The 16,878-nt window shown below is 59.4% G+C and carries 9 protein-coding genes and 17 pseudogenes; 12 read left to right on the forward strand and 14 right to left on the reverse strand.

What is annotated here, in order from left to right; genetic code table 11:
- Both AC0L16_RS32425 and AC0L16_RS32430 read left to right on the forward strand, forming a co-directional pair.
- A partial coding sequence (locus tag AC0L16_RS32425; protein ID WP_473625608.1) for a transposase occupies positions 1-343 on the forward strand: 343 nt, incomplete at its 5' end.
- 189 nt (positions 344-532) lie between these two features.
- Positions 533-1,452, forward strand: a pseudogene (locus tag AC0L16_RS32430) (IS3 family transposase); the annotation flags it as partial.
- Between the two features lie 162 nt (positions 1,453-1,614).
- Here the strand turns inward: AC0L16_RS32430 and AC0L16_RS32435 are convergent.
- Positions 1,615-2,066 (reverse strand): annotated as a pseudogene (locus tag AC0L16_RS32435) (IS110 family transposase); the annotation flags it as partial.
- 77 nt (positions 2,067-2,143) lie between these two features.
- Between AC0L16_RS32435 and AC0L16_RS32440 the strand changes: the two are divergent.
- The 3 genes and pseudogenes from AC0L16_RS32440 to AC0L16_RS32450 all read left to right on the forward strand — a co-directional run.
- Positions 2,144-2,368 (forward strand): annotated as a pseudogene (locus AC0L16_RS32440) (integrase core domain-containing protein); the annotation flags it as partial.
- A 2-nt stretch (positions 2,369-2,370) separates the two neighbouring features.
- Positions 2,371-3,472: pseudogene (locus tag AC0L16_RS32445) on the forward strand (IS1595 family transposase).
- A gap of 144 nt (positions 3,473-3,616) precedes the next feature.
- The gene (locus AC0L16_RS32450; RefSeq protein ID WP_473625610.1) at positions 3,617-4,513 is read left to right on the forward strand and encodes a carbon-nitrogen hydrolase family protein; all 897 of its coding nucleotides are present in this window, start codon (positions 3,617-3,619) and stop codon (positions 4,511-4,513) included.
- Between the two features lie 269 nt (positions 4,514-4,782).
- On the opposite strand, the pseudogene AC0L16_RS32455 reads toward AC0L16_RS32450, so the two are convergent.
- The 8 genes and pseudogenes from AC0L16_RS32455 to tnpA form a co-directional block, all read right to left on the reverse strand.
- Positions 4,783-5,016 (reverse strand): annotated as a pseudogene (locus tag AC0L16_RS32455) (transposase); the annotation flags it as partial.
- Between the two features lie 104 nt (positions 5,017-5,120).
- Positions 5,121-6,953, reverse strand: a complete 1,833-nt coding sequence (asnB, locus tag AC0L16_RS32460) for an asparagine synthase (glutamine-hydrolyzing) (RefSeq protein WP_473625612.1) — start codon at positions 6,951-6,953, stop codon at positions 5,121-5,123.
- Between the two features lie 355 nt (positions 6,954-7,308).
- A pseudogene (locus tag AC0L16_RS32465) lies at positions 7,309-7,711 on the reverse strand (acetoacetate decarboxylase family protein); the annotation flags it as partial.
- A 25-nt stretch (positions 7,712-7,736) separates the two neighbouring features.
- Positions 7,737-7,944: pseudogene (locus AC0L16_RS32470) on the reverse strand (ATP-grasp domain-containing protein); the annotation flags it as partial.
- A 210-nt stretch (positions 7,945-8,154) separates the two neighbouring features.
- Positions 8,155-8,414: pseudogene (locus AC0L16_RS32475) on the reverse strand (IS630 family transposase); the annotation flags it as partial.
- Positions 8,414-8,861: pseudogene (locus AC0L16_RS32480) on the reverse strand (IS66 family transposase zinc-finger binding domain-containing protein); the annotation flags it as partial. The pseudogenes AC0L16_RS32480 and AC0L16_RS32475, both read right to left, overlap by 1 nt.
- Positions 8,862-8,906: 45 nt before the next feature.
- Entirely contained in the window at positions 8,907-9,254 is a 348-nt protein-coding gene (gene tnpB / locus AC0L16_RS32485) for an IS66 family insertion sequence element accessory protein TnpB (RefSeq protein WP_473625614.1), read from the reverse strand.
- A complete protein-coding gene (tnpA, locus tag AC0L16_RS32490) occupies positions 9,251-9,601 on the reverse strand; it encodes an IS66-like element accessory protein TnpA (RefSeq protein WP_473625620.1) in 351 nt (116 codons plus the stop codon). Before tnpA ends, tnpB begins: the two co-directional genes overlap by 4 nt.
- A gap of 309 nt (positions 9,602-9,910) precedes the next feature.
- Here tnpA and AC0L16_RS32495 point away from each other — a divergent pair.
- The 4 genes and pseudogenes from AC0L16_RS32495 to AC0L16_RS32510 form a co-directional block, all read left to right on the forward strand.
- Positions 9,911-10,173 (forward strand): annotated as a pseudogene (locus AC0L16_RS32495) (IS3 family transposase); the annotation flags it as partial.
- A gap of 59 nt (positions 10,174-10,232) precedes the next feature.
- A pseudogene (locus AC0L16_RS32500) lies at positions 10,233-10,551 on the forward strand (transposase); the annotation flags it as partial.
- A 221-nt stretch (positions 10,552-10,772) separates the two neighbouring features.
- Entirely contained in the window at positions 10,773-11,978 is a 1,206-nt protein-coding gene (locus tag AC0L16_RS32505; RefSeq protein ID WP_473625616.1) for an aminotransferase class I/II-fold pyridoxal phosphate-dependent enzyme, read from the forward strand.
- Between the two features lie 48 nt (positions 11,979-12,026).
- Positions 12,027-12,223, forward strand: a pseudogene (locus tag AC0L16_RS32510) (transposase domain-containing protein); the annotation flags it as partial.
- A 456-nt stretch (positions 12,224-12,679) separates the two neighbouring features.
- On the opposite strand, the pseudogene AC0L16_RS32515 reads toward AC0L16_RS32510, so the two are convergent.
- From AC0L16_RS32515 to AC0L16_RS32525, 3 genes and pseudogenes are all read right to left on the reverse strand, one after another.
- Positions 12,680-12,988: pseudogene (locus AC0L16_RS32515) on the reverse strand (aspartate aminotransferase family protein); the annotation flags it as partial.
- Between the two features lie 12 nt (positions 12,989-13,000).
- Entirely contained in the window at positions 13,001-13,540 is a 540-nt protein-coding gene (locus tag AC0L16_RS32520; RefSeq protein WP_473625617.1) for a GNAT family N-acetyltransferase, read from the reverse strand.
- Between the two features lie 110 nt (positions 13,541-13,650).
- Positions 13,651-14,199, reverse strand: a pseudogene (locus AC0L16_RS32525) (PLP-dependent aminotransferase family protein); the annotation flags it as partial.
- A gap of 298 nt (positions 14,200-14,497) precedes the next feature.
- Here AC0L16_RS32525 and AC0L16_RS32530 point away from each other — a divergent pair.
- Positions 14,498-14,620, forward strand: a pseudogene (locus tag AC0L16_RS32530) (IS110 family transposase); the annotation flags it as partial.
- Positions 14,621-14,926: 306 nt separating this feature from the next.
- The gene (locus tag AC0L16_RS32535) at positions 14,927-15,217 is read left to right on the forward strand and encodes a transposase (RefSeq protein WP_473625618.1); all 291 of its coding nucleotides are present in this window, start codon (positions 14,927-14,929) and stop codon (positions 15,215-15,217) included.
- A gap of 152 nt (positions 15,218-15,369) precedes the next feature.
- Here AC0L16_RS32535 and AC0L16_RS32540 read toward each other — a convergent pair.
- Both AC0L16_RS32540 and AC0L16_RS32545 read right to left on the reverse strand, forming a co-directional pair.
- Positions 15,370-15,513 (reverse strand): annotated as a pseudogene (locus AC0L16_RS32540) (IS110 family transposase); the annotation flags it as partial.
- 75 nt (positions 15,514-15,588) lie between these two features.
- Positions 15,589-16,599: pseudogene (locus AC0L16_RS32545) on the reverse strand (IS5 family transposase); the annotation flags it as partial.
- Positions 16,600-16,622: 23 nt separating this feature from the next.
- On the opposite strand from AC0L16_RS32545, the gene AC0L16_RS32550 reads away from it, so the two are divergent.
- A partial coding sequence (locus AC0L16_RS32550; RefSeq protein ID WP_473625619.1) for a hypothetical protein occupies positions 16,623-16,878 on the forward strand: 256 nt, incomplete at its 3' end.

Genomic DNA, 16,878 nt, shown 5'->3' on the forward strand with positions numbered 1-16,878 from the left:
ATACCCAATTCTCCATGCCGTCCGAGACGGCATAATTGGGGAATTTTACTTCGGCACTTTTGGGAAAATTTCACCCGCTATTGACAGATACCAGTCTGGAGAAGTTGACAGGGTCGGTCGCATCACCAAAGTGGGTGACAGTGAGACGCGAACGGCCTTGTTCGAGGCGGCCAACGTCATCCTGCGCCCGACGACCCGATGGTCGAGCATGAAGGCTTTGGCAATGAAGATCGCCAATCGACAGGGTGCCCGACGTGCGAAGGTCGCGCTCGCCAGACGAATGGCAGTCACCCTTCACCGCATGTGGGTTGACGAACAGGATTTCCGTTGGTCGGCAGCTTAGGCTGAGCCGTCCACGGGATAGCGAGCGCTCGATGCAGGGCGCGGTCCGGACGAGTTCGCATGATCTGTCGTTGCCGGTTCCCGAGCACGCCGAAGAGCTTTGAACCGATCGGACCCACGGACACCATTATGCCGGCGGCTGCGTGCCGACCGCGAACAGAAGCAAAGAACCTGCATCGAACGTCACGCCTTGACTGGAGGACACCGAATACAGAAGCAGATCATCGGGATTTTGAAGGAGCACGAGGCCGGAGTTTCGGTGGCAGATCTGTGCCGCAAGCACGGTGTCAGCGACGCCAGCATATACAAATGGAAGGGAAGTATGGCTGCATGGACGTGTCGGAAGCGAAGCGGCTGAAGACGCTGGAGATGCGAACGCTCGTCTGAAGCGGCTCCTGGCGGACGCCATGCTCGACAATGCCGCTTTGAAAGATCTGCTCGGAAAAAAATGGTGACGCCCGCTGCCGAGCAAGAGGCTGTCGCGCATCTTCGAACGGCATTCGAGATGAGCGAGCGGCGGGCGTGCAAGACCATCGGCAGCTGCCGGATGACGGTTCGCTACAAGGCGAGCCGTGGCGACGACGGTGACCTGCGGGAGCGGATGAAGGCGATCGCGCATGAGCGCGCCGGCGCTTCGGCTATCGCCGCCTGCACGTGCTGCTGCGGCGGGAAGGTTATGTGGTCAATCACAAGCGTCTGTTCCGCATCTATCGCGAGGAGAAGCTTGCCGTTCGGCGCCGTGGCGGCCGCAAGCGAGCCATTGGAACGCGGGCACCGATGATGGTCCCTGTTGCACCCAACGACCGTTGGTCACTGGACTTCGTGTCGGATCAGCTGACCGATGGCCGTCGGTTCCGGATATTGACCGTCGTAGACGACTGCACGCGCGAGTGCCTGGGGTTGGTCGCGAATACGTCTCTGTCCGGCGTGAGGGTTGCCCGCGAACTCGATCGGCTCATGATCGAACGCGGCAAGCCGAAGATGGTCGTCAGTGACAATGGCAGCGAACTGACCAGCAATGCGATCCTTGCCTGGGCCGATGCAAGCCGCGTGGACTGGCATTATATCGCGCCGGGCAAGCCAATGCAGAACGGCTTCATCGAGAGCTTCATGTATAGACGGCCCCGCGGGCGCAAGTGGTTTTGAGACAGATGACATTCGGTGGGTGCGTTCATGTATTCGGCCTGTTCATGCGACCACTACATGTCGCTGGCCCTGATGCTCGCCTCGCGGACCTCTTCGAAAGCAATCGCAAGGCTATCGATGCGGTGTCGCTCCTTGCGGGATGATTAGACCGTACTCCGCCAGATGGGCTCGGATCGCGCACGCGACCATTGTCCGCTGCCGCACTAGGAGGCCGCGGGCTCGGTGCAACATCAGGAATGCCTGATCTTGCTCGGACTTGATCGGCACAAACCGCATGCCAGGTCGAGAGACAGCCTCACAGATGGCCGCAGCATCCGCAGCGTCGTTCTTCGCTCCCCGGCGAACGTAGGACGGTGGAATGAGCCGCACGTCGTGTCCGACCTTTCTGATCTCCCGAGCCCAATAGTGACCGGAGGCGCAAGCCTCGATACCGACAAGCACGGTGACAATACGCCAAAGAACGGCAGAACATCCTTCCGGGACAATTTCTTGCTCTGCAGCGTATTGCCTGCTCTGTCGGAAACGTGAACGTGAAACACGTGCTTTGCTAGATCAAAGCCAATGGTTGCTGGTTCCATTTTGTAGTCTCCCTGTTCGGTGAAATGCGGGACCATCATACGGTCCCGTTGGCGGGAGCGGGGCCGTCTTCCCCATCAACGGCCGCCTCCGTGACGAACTGCTGAACGAGATGCCGTTCACCACATTGGCACAGGCTCGCGCGGTCTTGGCCAGTTGGCGGACAGATTACAACTTCAATCGCCCACATTCGCGGCTCGGATGGCAAACCCCCTTCGAGTTCGCCCACACCTTCACCCCACGACGGGACACAGCGCTGCGCACGATGATCAACTCCGCGCCTGTGCTGATCCGAAGGAGATGAGAATGCCTGAAACGATGCTAGCCCTTTCCGGTAAAGAGATGATCGTGGCCTTCGGGGATGAGCAGCATTGCCGTCGGTTGCTGGAAAGCATGGTGTGGCCGGATAGTCGGATTTTGCCCGGCCTGTGGTTACAAGCGTTCGATCGCGCTTGCTGGTCGCGATACCGGCAAGCGGCGTGCGCGACCGGGTCTCTATCAATGCTCCAGCGGCGATTGCCGGTTCCAGTTCACCGTGACGACCTATACCCCGCTGCATTCGACCAAGCTGCCCTTGCGTGTCTGGTTGAAGGCCATGTGGCTGCTGCAATTGGATAAGGGCTTGTCCTCGGTACGGCTCGCCGAAATCCTTGGAGTGAGCCGGCCGACGGCCTGGCGGATGGGTCACGCACTTCGGCTGATGGGTCACGCACTTCGGCTGATGGTGGCGCGGGAAAGCATGCTCGACGGCACGGTTGAGATCGACCATTTCCATCTCGCGGGAAGTCCCCGAAAGCGGCCGGATGACCCACCTCCGGGACGGGGCCGGAAAGGTCAGGCGAATATGGAGAAGGCGCCGCTTATGGCCATGGTGCAGCGGCCGACCCACGTCACGCCCGGCGCTCCGGCGGTGACGCGCGTGCCGCGGTCGTGACCGGTCTCTGAGCGCGAGCAAGCGAACGCGTCATTGAAGCACAGATCGAATCGAGAGCTCATTTGATGAGCGACGAGTGGAAAGCATTCATGGCCATTGGTGAGAGCTTTGCCAAGCACGAGACCGTGAAGCATTCCAATGGTGAGTATGTTCGCGACGCCGTCCACGTCAATTCGGTAGAGGGCTTCAACTCCCGCGTCCGCCGGACCATCGCCGGCGTCTTTCATCATATCAGCCCGCAGCATGCCGACTTTCTTTCCACGAGGTTGGCTTCCGATGGTCACAGCGCGTGGAGTCCGGGAGCGCCGTTCGGAAAACCCGGCATGGTCAAGAAGTCTTGAGGACCATCTGGTCGCGCGTGCCGCCGGCGCTGCAGCTACTGAGCGTCTTTCGCGCCGCCACGGGGCGTCAGATGCGCCGAAGCCTGGGTGGAGGAATCATCATCAAATCATCGTAGCTGCCTTTGGTTGTTAAAGGCCGCATACGTTTTCGCACTGCTCTGTTCTGACCCCATAATTAACCGCCGCCGCAAATAACTGTTTCTGGATTTCGCCGAGCTGTTTTCCATGCGATAGTCGGGCAGTGGTCAAGTTAACCTGCCCCATCAAGGAGATCTACATGCCCCAAACCGTAATCGCCACCTGTGCGTTTCCGGGTACATACGACGTGAACAAAAACCTCGACCTACACCTATCCTATATTAAGGAAGCTTCTTGTGCTGGCGCTTCCCTAGTCGTCTTTCCCGAGACGAGCTTGCATGGCTACCCCGAGATACTGGATCGGGGCAAGCTTGAAGACGTCATCACGAAAGCTCAGCGCACAGCCGAGTCTGTCCCGGATGGCCCATCAGTGCAACGCCTAATAACCGCTGCCATGAAGCACAATATCCATGTTGTCTTTGGCCTCACTGAGGCTAGCACGCAGCCCGGCATCCTTTACAATACCCTAATCCTCGCGGGGCCGCAGGGATATATCGGGTCTTATCGCAAGGTCCATCTGACGCATGAGGAGAAATTTATCTTTCGGCCGGGTGACGAATGGCCAGTTTTTGATACGGCCCTTGGCAAAGTCGGCCTTCTGATCTGCTATGACAAATCGTGGCCCGAGGGGTGTCGAGAACTTACCCTGTCGGGGGCCGAACTGCTGGTAATAAGTTCCGCGTGGAGCGCAAATCCTGGTCATGGCGACCGCGAAAACAACTCCGCTGTGCGCAGGTACGACTTATACGACCGTGTGCGAGCTTTAGAAAACAGCCGCTGGCTTATCTCATCAAATTTCGTTGGTGAACATGGTGGATCGAACTTCATTGGCTTCAGCCAGATTGTCGATCCGCTCGGCGGCATCCTTGTAAGCAGCGGACTTGACCACATTGGATTGGTCACAGCGGAGATAGATATCTGTGCCGGACTTGCCGGCGCTTCAGCGTTTTATTGCGGGCCGCGCCTCATTAGGGACCGTCGCGCCGATACTTACATGGTGCTCAATGGTTCCTTACCAGTCGTGGTGGACGGCTGATAGATCACTTCGGCACTAGAAGCCCGACGTGAGCGCTGAGCAGTTGTCGAATGCTTCAAGAGAGGTCCGGCCCAGATGACCATCCTCTGGTCGGGTAGTGGCTCTGCCGCGCGCCCTAGATCTGCAGACCGGTGCTGTCCACCAGGCCAACGACGCAACGTTCCACGCCCACCGATCGTGGCAATCCGGTGTCCAATGTGATTGCGCAAACGGCTTGAAGCCTATCTTACCCGCCTGCACAATTCAGCGCTTCCTTCGACAGACCGCGTATAGCGTTGAACGGTCGAAACCGGCGGGAAGCGGTCCGGCAATGCCCGCCACTGGCAGCCGGTCCAAGCGGTATAGAAGAGCGCGTCAACGACCGCCCGAAGTTCGGTCGTTCGCGGTCGTCCCGTCGCCTTCGCTCGCGGTAGGAACGGCTCGATCAACTCCCATTGGTTGTCCGTCAACGCGTTTGCATTCCGTGTCCCGCGCGGCAATATTGCAGCCGGGTGGTCGTCCAACCCATCTCGTGATCTCGCTCAAGCCTAGACAACTCAAGCGAATCACAACAGACGGGACCACTCAACCGGATTCCCCGCTCAATCCCGACTTTCGGGTCAGGCTGTCAGATCGTGAGGCTCACGTGGTAATCGGTGAGGAAATCCTGCAGGGCCAGGATTTGCTCTACCGCCCTGAAGTTGTCGGTCGCATCGAGCAACGCCAGGGACCTGTTGACGGACAACAGCGGTGCCACTGCCGCATTGCTGTCATTCAGCAGGGCGGTGAACCGCGTGCGTAGCAATTTGTCGTAGGTGGCATCCTGGATAGCCGGATACGCGCTCTTCACTCGCTGCACCACCGATTGCGGGATGAGGTCTGCGGTGGCGGCCCGCAGCAGACTCTTTTCGCGCCCGTCGAAAGTCTTGTGGGCCCATGGGGTGCCGAACACATACTCAACGAGGCGGTGGTCGCAGAAAGGGACCCGCACCTCGAGACCTGAAGCCATGCTCATCCGGTCCTTGCGGTCGAGCAGCAGCGGCAAGTAACGCGTCAGGAAGAGGTAGCAGATCTCGCGCATGCGACGTTCGTGCGGATCGGCCGGGGCCGGCCCGGTCAGAGCCGGTACTTCAGCAAGTGCCCTGCGGTACTGCTCGTCGATGTAGCCCGGGACGTCGAGTTTCTCGACAAGGCCAGGATCTAAGCACCGCCTCACGATGTCGTCGCTGTCATCGATCCAGGGAAACGTGTCGGCCTGAACGTACGAGGGATCGTGGAAATGCCGGTAGCCGCCGAAAAGCTCGTCGGCAGTCTCCCCAGACAGGGCCACTGTCGAGTGTTGCCGGATGGCCCGGAACAGCAGGTAGAGCGAGCTATCTTGGTTCCCGTAGGTCAACGGCAGGTCGCTGGCGTGGAGGATGGCGGCCTGCACGTTCGGATCCATGAGTTCGTGCGCCGACAAGGTGATGTCCGTGTGATCGGTACCAACGTGTTTCGCAACCTCCTGCACGTATGGGCCGTCGGGTGTGGGGCGCGCCGGGCCGGGGATGAAGTTCTCAGTGTAGCCGACGAAGTCAACGGCAAAGGACCGGATCCGTTCGTCGCTGAAGCGCGCGGCCAGTGCGGTCATGGCCGACGAATCAAGCCCGCCCGACAACAATGTGCACAGCGGGACGTCGGCGACGAGCTGCCGCTGGATCGTGTCCTCGAGCAACTCGCGGACGCGCCGAACGGTGGTTGGCACGTCGTCGGTGTGCCCGGTGTCGGTAAGATGCCAATAGCCAACCTGCCTGATGCCGTCGCGGGTCACGCGGACGATGTGGCCGGGCCGTACCTCATGCATGCCATGGAGCACGGTGCCGTCCGGGTCGGGGATGGGGCATAGGGCGCGACGAAGCCCGTCGGCGTCTATGGCTCGTTCCGCGAGACTATTGGCGAGGATCGCCTTCGGCTCGGAGCCGAAGAGCACTCCGTACTCCGTGGGGTAGTAGTAAAGCGGTTTGATCCCGAGCCGGTCGCGTACAAGAAGCAGTTCGCGCTTGGCGGTGTTCCAGAGTGCGTAGGCGAACATCCCGTTGAGTTCGCTCACGGCGTTGCGGGGGTCGCGGCGACCCCACTCGCGGTGAGCGTGCAGGACCACCTCGGTGTCGCTGCTCGTGTCGAACCGGTGGCCCAGGGCAAGGAGCCGTTGACGCAGCTCGCGGTAGTTGTAAGTCTCGCCCGTGTAGACGAGCACCAAGGCCGGTCGGCCGTCCTCCTGAAGCGTCATCGGCTGGCGCCCCCCCTCCAGGTCGATGACCGCAAGGCGGCGGTGTCCTAGCGCCGCGGGCCCATCAATCCAAGTCCCCTCGTCGTCCGGACCGCGGTTCGCCATGGTGGCCGTCATATCGGCAAGCTCCCTTCGCGTGTCGGGACCTCCGAGGTCACGATTGAAGTCGATCCATCCACAGATGCCGCACATGTTTTGGCTCCTTCCTTATGCAACTGTCGCGCAATTCGGGCCCAGGGCGTCGCACCCCGCGAACACTCGATGTCCTTTATGGCTGCCTCACTCGACAACCGGCGCCATAATCTGGACGCCGACGTTGCTGACCCGGATTTCGAGGCGCCGGAAGTCTCGAGCGGCTGCATTTAGCGCGCTTCCACCTGCTCGATTTGACATCCAGCCCAAACTCCCGTGCGCGTTTGCCCATTGGATCCGATCCCCGGACCCCGTTTGTTGGGTAGCGCTCTTGGTTAAGACTCGCCTGCCCTTTCTGGGGCAGAGCTAAGCGCAATCTTCTGGCCGATCGCAATCGCGGCTCCGATAGTCGCCGCTACCTTGTCGAGAAGCGGGCCACCGGCTCCGTCGTCGCGCTGGTTCGATAGGATATCATTCTGAAGATCATGGATTCTTCCCGATAGTGAGGCTCGGCTTCCGCAAGATAGTCTTGGGCGACCTTCCCGGGCGCGAGGTGAGATCTAGCGACGCTGTGTACGGCCGACACCAGTTCCCGCACTGGCAGTTCGAGAAGAGGGGCAAGCGCATGCGACCAGAGGTTCGGGCTGCAGGACCGGTGCCGTCGATGCGGGATGATTTGGAGGAGGAAGTTCGGTCGGCGAGCGAGGGCCTTCACGCTCGCAAGGTCGGCGACTCGGTGGTTGTAGCCCATGGTTCCCCGTCGCGACGCTGACGGGGCCGTAGTCCAGCGTGCCCAAAAGTGTATCCGTCTTCGTTCGGTGGCCGGCTTCATCGGAATAAGCAATAGCTCGCACGTAGTCGCGAACATTCGCGCATCAGCGCATTGTGATTGTGTATGTCGACACGGATCGCCCTCATTGCCTTCCGCCGCAAGATAGTCGTACCGAGCTGGATCAGCTGACAGGGGACAAGACCAAGATGCTGGGCCGCTTGGGCGAATAGCAGCAATACTCCTATGGCCTTCGACCAGGATGAGCACTCGTCTTGCCATTGCCGTTGACCTTCCGTTGCGTTCTGTGTGGCGGTCTGACCGTAAATTGGTCAACTTTTATCCGAGCCTGCTCTCAGACGTCGCGGTGAAGGTATCATTGTCAGCAGCCCTGCGGACGCAAAGATTCTGTAAATTTGGTTGAAGGATACGTTGCAACGTTTTGGTTTATAGCGCGGCGTCTAGTGTCCTGATTCTGAAGTCCGGTTCATTCTATTCGTTTGCCTCGAGGGTTCGGAGGCAGAAGCGTTGGATGCTGGCCAGGTGTCGTCTGCGGTCTTGGTCCAGCGGAAGGGTTTCGGTTCGGCATTGGTAGCCTCGATGTAGGCGTTGATAGCCTCCTCGAGTTCGGTGACCGAGCGGAATACCCCTCGCTTGAGGGCGCGGTCAGTCAGCAGCGCGAAGAAGCGTTCGACTTGGTTGATCCATGACGCCGATGTCGGCGTGAAGTGCACGTGCCAGCGCGGACGCTTGGCGCCGGCGGCTGGCTGGTCTTCTCGCAATCGCGGCAGGTGAACTTTTCGCGCACCGTCTCGATCAGCTTGAAGCGGCGCGGGATCTCTTCCATCGTCTCGGTCACGTCCTCCCCAGCTTCGACAGCCGCGATCCGCCGCAGCAGGCGCAGGTGGTGGGAGGCTCGATGACGACGCGTTCGCGCTCGATGTTCTCTGGCCAGGGTTTACGCACTAGCCGCTTGCGCGTGAAGGAACGCACGCTCTGGGTCCTCGCCGCCGCAGCAATCCGCGCCTCGGTGTCGGACAGCATGGCTTGCGCCTTGGCCGCTTCGGCCTGCCTTTTGGCGGCCTCCGTCTGCGCCACGTCCCGCTCGGCTTCGACCCGCAGCCGTGCTTCGCGTCAACCCGCAGCGCCGCCAGGGCACTCGCGAGGTCCGAAGGAAGATCAGCCGGCGTCAACGTCATGAGGCCAGTGAATCAGATTTTGCCTGCAATTTCAAAATGTAAATTCTATCCAACCCGCGTCGGCCGCCATGTTTCCTGAGGGTTGCGCCAATCGATCCCGGACAGGAGATAGCTCAACTGCGCCGTCGAGATTGTAACGCTTCTATCTACCAGAGATGGCCAGAGGTAGCGGCCGCGCTCAAGACGCCTCGTAAACAGACACGATCCTTGCCCATCATGCCAAATGATCTTCAGGAGATCACCTCTTTTACCGCGAAAGCAAAAAATATGACCGCTCAGCGGATCCTTCTTCAAGATCTCCTGCACGCGTAGAGCAAGGCTCGGAAAGCCGCAGCGCATGTCGGTGTGTCCCGTCGCCAGCCACACCCGCACCCCCGTCGGAATCGGGATCATCGCAACGTTTCCAGGCCGCGCATGATCCGAAGCAGCGCTTCCAGGTCTACGTCGGGCTCGACGATGACCCTGCGGCCATTCACGCTCACCACTTCCATGCGTCCGCCAGACAGTTCTGGACCCTTGTTCGGCTGCTCCGGTACGATCAGCGCCGGCACGATACCGCAGACGCCACCTTCGCCAAGCCGACCCTCGCGATGCGCCTTGCGCCAGGCAAACAGCAGCGGATTGGAAATCCCGTGACGCCGCGCTGTCGCGGATGCCTGCCGCGGAGCCGAATAGCTCTCCTCGACGATCCGCAGCTTCTCCTCCTCCGACCAGCGGCGCCGGCGGCCAGTGTCAACAATCTCGAGCCGAGTGACTTGGCGTCAGTCAGTAGCGATATCCACACCGACAGTCAGCTACACAATCCGTTGGCCGGCAAGCCGGCCGTCCTCCGACGCGTACGCTGTTTCTCAGGAAGGCCGCAGCCTACTTCGCGAGGGAAGTGACATGAGGTTCGCTTTCATCGCGAGGCACCGGGGCATCTGGCATGGCTGTGCACGTTCGGCAGAGGGGCTTTCCTGCGGCCTGCATGGCATCGAACGGCTGATGCGGGAGAACGGGCTGCGGGCCCGGCCTCGGCGGACTGCCAAGGACACCGGAGAGCGAGCCGCCGTGCGAGCGAGCAGTTCCAGCGACTGATGCCGACCACGGCATCACCTGCTCAATGAGCCGGTCGGGCAACGTATGGGACAACGCTGCGATGGAGAGCTTCTTCTCGTCGCTCAAGACCGAGCGGACAGCCCGTAAGGTCTACAGGACGAGGGATGACGGGAGGGCGGATGTGTTCGACTATATCGAGCGCTTCTATAACCCTCGGCGAAGGCACTCGACGCTCGGCTATCTGAGCCCCGTCGAGTTCGAGGAGCAAGCTTGATGCCCGCCCCTTGCAGGGTGTCCCCGCTACTCGACCAAGATCCGAGATCGAGATGATTATGTGTCCGCGTCCGCCAGCATGCCGCCACGGACAAAAAAGGGGCGCTGACGATGGTTGCATGGGAGCTTCCCGCGGCGGGCTCACTTAGAAATCCATGCGCTTGTCCATGCTGAAGGCCGGCCGATCGATCTCGTGCACGGCCGGACAGGCCCACGACGGCAAGCCCGCCATAGCCTGCTCGACGTCCTCCAGCCCGATTCAATCCTGCTCGCGGACCGCGCTTGTGACAGGGACGCCATTCGCAGCCTTGCCGCACAGAAACGGGCATGGACCAACATACCGCCCAAGAAGAACAGAACCGGCGCTTTCTCGCATAGCCTCCGAACCCACAACTGACACGCTTGTCAGGTTTGTCGAGCCCACGACGTAGCAGGACCTGCCGGATTGCTGCTGCATCCTGATCAGGTGGTTGACAAACGAGAAGAAGATTTACTTTAGCCTCCCTTCTGCAAAATTGGCACGGCTTTTGAAAGGACACATTGGCTACGTGGCGGGCTGCCGATGATGACAAGCGTAAATTATCTTTGATGGAGAGTCATGTGGACAAGCAGAGATTTCGTGATCTTGCAAGCGTGATTGAGAAATCCAGATCAGATTTCGACTATGCGTATTCCAAAGGAATAATGACACTGTATGCCCGCTCGCTTGAGCAGCGACATGTGGAGTTGGAGCCGAGACGATCGGTTATAGAATTCGCGAGAGGCAGCTATCTCGGGCTTGATAACCATCCGATGATCGTGGACGCTGCAATAGCAGCACTAGCCTCATACCGCTCGATACAGTGGTCCGGTGCACGCACGAGATTGAATTTCTCGCTAACCCGAGATCTCGAATGCAGCTTATCTGAACTTTTCGATGCTCGTGTTGTCGTATACTCGTTGGTTCTGACGGCGAACATGAGCGCGCTCCCGCTACTCGCATGCGGGGCTTTCACCAGAGGACGAAAGCCGGTACTGGTGTTCGACCGATTTGCCCATGCCACTTTGGCATACCATAAGGCAGTTATGGCCGAAGACGCAGAGGTTCTACAAATTAGACACAACGACATTGAGGAACTGGAGGGTATTTGTCGGAAACACACGTGCGTCGCCTACATATGCGATGGTGTGTATTCAATGGGCGGAAATGCCCCAATCGGTGAGCTTTTGCGTCTCCAAGAACGCTATGGGCTATTTATCTACATCGATGATGCGCATGGCATCTCAATCCGCGGAAGACATGGCCAAGGATATGCCAAATCCCAAATCACAGATCTAGGCGAAAACACAATCATCGCGGCTTCTTTGAGCAAAGGCTTCGGAGTGACTGGCGGTGTTCTCATGCTTGGGACGGAAGAGCAGGAGAAACTGCTTAGACGTTACGCCGTCCCGCATGCATTCTCAATGGGGCCAGACTTGGCCGGAATTGCAGGTGCCTTAGCATCAGCAGAGATTCATCGTTCTGCGGAGCTGGGCGAGCGCCAGGCCCGCTTGAGTAGGGTTGTTCAATGTTTTGACGAGAAAATGCCGACGCAATCGTCAGGTGACGGAATGCCAATCCGGATGGTCCCGATGGGAGCGTCTCGGGCAGCGGTGGATACGGCGGCAGAGCTATTGCGACGTGGCTTTTATGTAGCCGCAGCATTTTATCCGACGGTGCCCCGCGACAAGGCTGCTTTGCGAGTATGCCTGACCGCGGACCATAGTCTGGAAGAGGTGACCCAGCTTTGTGCGTCAATCCGAGACATAGCTAGCCCGTCCTATTAATGAGCCTTGTGGTTCGAGCGCCGCTGAGCGTTGGGCCATGCAGATGTGAGGCGCAACTGGACATTCGCCGGTTCCCAGCGCGGCGCCGACAGCGCCGCCGTCATGCTTACCCTCATCACCGCGGCACGCCTCAACGACGTCGACCCGAAAGCTTGGCTGGCCGACGTCCTGGCCCGCATTGCGATCTTCCCGCCTCGCGTTTGCACGAACTACTGCCTTGGGAAGGGAAGCGCCTGCGCGAAGCCGACAAGCCCACCGATCAGCAGGCCGCAACGCCATCATACAGCCCGCCGCGCGCACGCGCGTGTGCCAATCATGCGGCCTTCGTCGTATGCGTACGCCGCGCATGTCTACGACGTGCTCTACTGCGCCCGCGGCCAGGCCGAAAACTGATCAAGATGCACAAGAGCCAGCTTGCCTCGACCTCATGCCGCTCGCCGTAGCCAATCAGGTTCGTCTCGTCCTGGATACCGCCGTACTGGCTGAAACCCCTACCGCCCGAAAGCGCTTGACCAGTCCCGGCGTCGGGAGGAACTCGCTATCGGGATCTTCGGCATTGATCCGAAATTCGAAAGCATTTCCGCGTGGGCGTGACCGTGTCACCTGCCTTCGGCAGTCTTCTCGGCATTGGGCGACCGGGATCAACGGCCCTGACCTCTTCGTTTCCGAGCGCGAGGACATCGCCAACTCCGATCGGAATCGATCTCACGGGCGGTCGGATTGGAAAACCACGTGCCGTCGCGAAACAGACGCGCCACGGCATCAAGCGCCGGGGCAAATCCGTGCCCATTGGATCAAAGTGGTGAAGTTGTTGTTGAGGTCCAGAAAAGCTATCCGCCAACGTCGACCAGATAAGCCGCTTCGCCTCTCAGAACGTAACGCGGCGTCGGATCGCGCTCGACCGTTGCTCGGCTGGTACCATCGGGGAAGACTACCTGCCCACGCCCAAACAATGTGCTGGATTGGACACCGGGCGACGCAGCCGCCTGCCTGGAAGGTTCGTGCAACATAAACGTCTCTCCTCAAGGGAATAGCAGGTTTGTTGAGCATTGCTGAGGCAGACGCCGTAATTCCAAGATTTGATAATTCGGTCCATCGAAGCCAACCTGCCCAAGGGAGGAAAAACCAAGGCTGGTATACATCCGGAGAGACCGAGTATTCGTCGGGCGTATGAAACAGAGCAACCGATCGACGGGTTGGGTTGAGAAGGCGAACTCGATCACTGGCTTGTGGCTTTCCGGCCCAATCCGCTTACCGCAGTGGGCTCCTAACAAGAAGCATCCGATCTCAATGTCGTTATCATCGAAGCGGCGCAGCCCGCACCGCCCCAAGAAACGCAAGTCACCGGTATTCTCGCGTTCATAGACCATCCAGTATCCAAACCCGTAGGTCTCCCACTCATCAAGACAACGTGCCAGCTGCGCGTCTGACATTTCCCGCGATGGCGGAATTCCCTCCATCGTGTTATCGACTACCAGCGGGTCACAGTGTAGGCGATGTATGGCATCGGCGTCCCATGGACGCAACGGGCGCATGAATAAACGTTCTGTTTCCAGGTTCATGTCGAACTCCATCCAATTGTAGAACTACACCAGCAACAAACGTTGCAACGTAAGGTTGATCAAATGTATCGCTGATGAGGTGCACCAGCCAACATCTGCGTGAGAGCCCCCTGAAGCCCGCTTAGCATAACAACTGGAGCCGCGCCTCCCATGGAATAGACGCCATCGCAGATATAAGCGACAACATCGTTTTGCTGGCAAAGCCGCTCCAACTCGTCCAGCCGGTTGTGGGGAATCGTGACGACCCGGGTCTCTTCTGCGACCACGGACTTGTGAAAGGCAAGAGTCGCATGAGCGAGCCGGTCGAAAGCTATCAGCGGCTCTCGCCCACCGGTAAAATGACCCGAGGCGATAAGCGGCAAAGCGCCTATGTTAGCCGCCAGTACCGAGGAATAGGCTATTACCCTGGCGTCGAAGAGGTCGGACAGATCTTCTTCCAGATCACCGATCAGACCAAAATTCAGCCCAGTTCGGGCACAGGACCAATGCCGCGAGCCATAGTGTTCGACTGCCGCAAGCGCGCCTTCGATCACCTCAGGATGGTTATTCAGGCCGAGATATGAACATCTGACGAAATCGATCACAGCGCGACCGGCATAGTCGCCCCCTTCCAGAATCATGCTCCGACCGTATGCCGAACGCCCATAGACATCCATCAATCCTCGATCGCGTGCTTTCTGAAAATGCGGCTCCGCATACTCAACAACGGCAGCGGTGTTGCGCGTAGGGCGAGTTGACGGCGCCGTTGTGTGAATACGATGAGCATCACTCACGGCGCATCGATGTTGCCAATCAGTTTGCGACAAAGCGTTTCTCCTCCGTGAGGGGTTTGACGAAAACCATGCACGTACCATGCCGTGTAAAAAACTTTTCGAAACAACGTGATGGATCCAAACAGCTATGTCGCGTACCCGACATGGCGGCACGTAAACGGAGCGCGGTTGAATGAACGCTTGAATTGCTCGGCGCGGCGGCTACCGTAAGGCAAAAGCCGCCGTGGCGCGCAAGCTCGCCGTGATCCTTCATGCCATGTGGACATCCGGCGATCCGTATCCGCTGGTCGGCGCCAGAGCCGAATGAGCTTGCGTGATCGAAATTCGCACCGTCGCTCGCTGACACCGCAGTAATCGTCGGGTCAGGACGGTGGCGCAATCAAAAACGATCCCGGGAATGCGAGTGCCGCATCGTCCAGGTAACCGCGAACACCACATTGACTGACTGAGACTATCCAAAGCCATGATGAGACGGCTGCAATGCCGACTCTGCCAGCGATGCCACCGGAGCCAGCTTGACAAACGCGATTTGAGATTCTCCTTGTCAAACGGCTTCCAAAACTGAACCCCGATTGAAGTGCGCCTCTGAGGGCGGACAGATCGGGTTGAGGGATTGACCAGTCTTGTCGGGTTTTTCGAAGAGAGAACCATGGCAAGATATCGCACTCACAGCATCGAGTTTAAGCGTCAGGTTGCGCAGGAATATCTGTCGGGCGAGACGCTGCATGGATTGGCAAAGCGCCACGATAACCAGCGCCAATTGATCCGCGTCTGGGTCCGCAAGTGTGAGGAAGGCGCTCTTGATGAGGATGCGCAGGCGGCCGATCTGATCCAGGAATATGAGGCTCGCATCGCTGCGCTTGAACGGCTCGTCGGAAAACAGGCTCTGGAGCTGGAGTTCTAAGGGGGCTCTGAAAAGCGCACAGCTGCCGAGAAGCGGGACTACATCCGTTGTCACCGGCCCCGTGGCGTCTCCGTCGCGCAGGGATGCCGGCTGATGGGCATTGCGCGTTCGACCTATTATGATCGCCCGGAGCGGCCGACCGACGACACAGTAGCTATGGGGTACTTCGACATCTTCTCACCGTTCCCTGGCAACAGCAATGTAATCAACCATGTCGAACGGGAGAGTTCTATCGACACAAAAATTGCAGCAAGGTTGGTCTGGATGGCGGTCGCGGGTCTTTCGATCTTAAACATCAAGGGGCCTCAGAATAAGCGATTGGTGGAACGGCCTCTTATTCTGCAAAAACGCTGGCCGTCATCCACCCATGGGATTCTGAACTTGTGGCTTTGCAGCGCGTTGTGGCCGCGGTAGCCGGCGTCGGGGAGGATGCGCTCGATCTCGGCGCCGATGGTGTCTTCCATCGCGGGAATGATCCTTTCGAGCGTGTGGCCGTCGTAAGGATTTCTGTGAGCGCGTCAGCGTCGTCGCCAAGGACGCCTTCACCCGAATTCGTAGGGTGCGTGCGCCTTCCCCCGTTGCAGATGCACTCCACCTCATGGGCGTGCAGGCTGTAGATCTTGCGGCCGCGCTGGCGCTGCCGCTGCTCCAGAACCGTCGAGGCCTGGTAGAGCGGCCACTTGAAGATCGCGTCCAGCGCCGCGTCGCCGGCGATCTAGCGGGAGATGTCGCGGACGGTGCGCCCAGAATAGGTTCTGAGCCTGCGCAGGGCCTTGTTGGCCCGCTTGAACTGTTGGCGTGGGTGGGTCCGGACGTAGGATTGGCGCAGGTCGATCCCCGCCTTCTTCGCCAGCCGCACCAGCAGCTCGCGCGCCCGATGGATGAGCTTGGCGTCGATTGGGAACATGACGTTCTTGGGCTGCACCGTCGTATCGACGATGACCCGGCGCGTGTCGGTCGGCTTCATCGCCCCGGTCTTGCCCGCCACCGCCAAGCTTTCCAGACTAGCGTGGCGATCCGCTCCTCGCGCATGCGCTGGCGCCAGCGCGTCATCGAAGAGCGGTCGAACGGCAGTTCGTGACGGAAGAATTCCTCGCCCACAGGTATTGGAAATACGGGTTCTCGATCCAGCGCTCGCACAGCCCCTCGTCCGACAGGTTGAAGGTGTGCTTCAGGAAGGCGAGCCCCGCCATCAGCCGCGTCGGCAGCGGCGGCATGCCCGGCCCGTCGCAGTAGACCGCGCCGAAGCGCGCCTCCAGCACCGCCCAGTCGATGGTACGGGCCAGTCGCACCAGCTCGTGGTTCATGTTGAGGATCTGATCAAGGCGGGCGCGGAACAGATCCTGTTCTCCTGTCTCGCGCCGCTCGCGTGGTCTGCCCATCGCCTGGCTCCCGATTCACTGCGATGAAAGCAGTGAATCACGCTTCGCCAAGCGGCGAAACCGCAAACTGGAATTGCAAGAAAACTATCGACAAACTGGCCGTCACCTGCAATTCCGAAACCCGCAAATCGGTCGAATTCTATGGAATATCAGCGGTTTCCAAATTCTCCACGGCCGACGAGATAGAGTCCTTCGCACTTGCTTTGCCATGGTGGATCGCCCTCAATTACGCGAGAAGAGCTTGCGTTGCATGGTGGTTAGGCGCTCTGGGCCCTGTTC

It is taken from the genome of Mesorhizobium sp. WSM4848, from assembly GCF_055811375.1.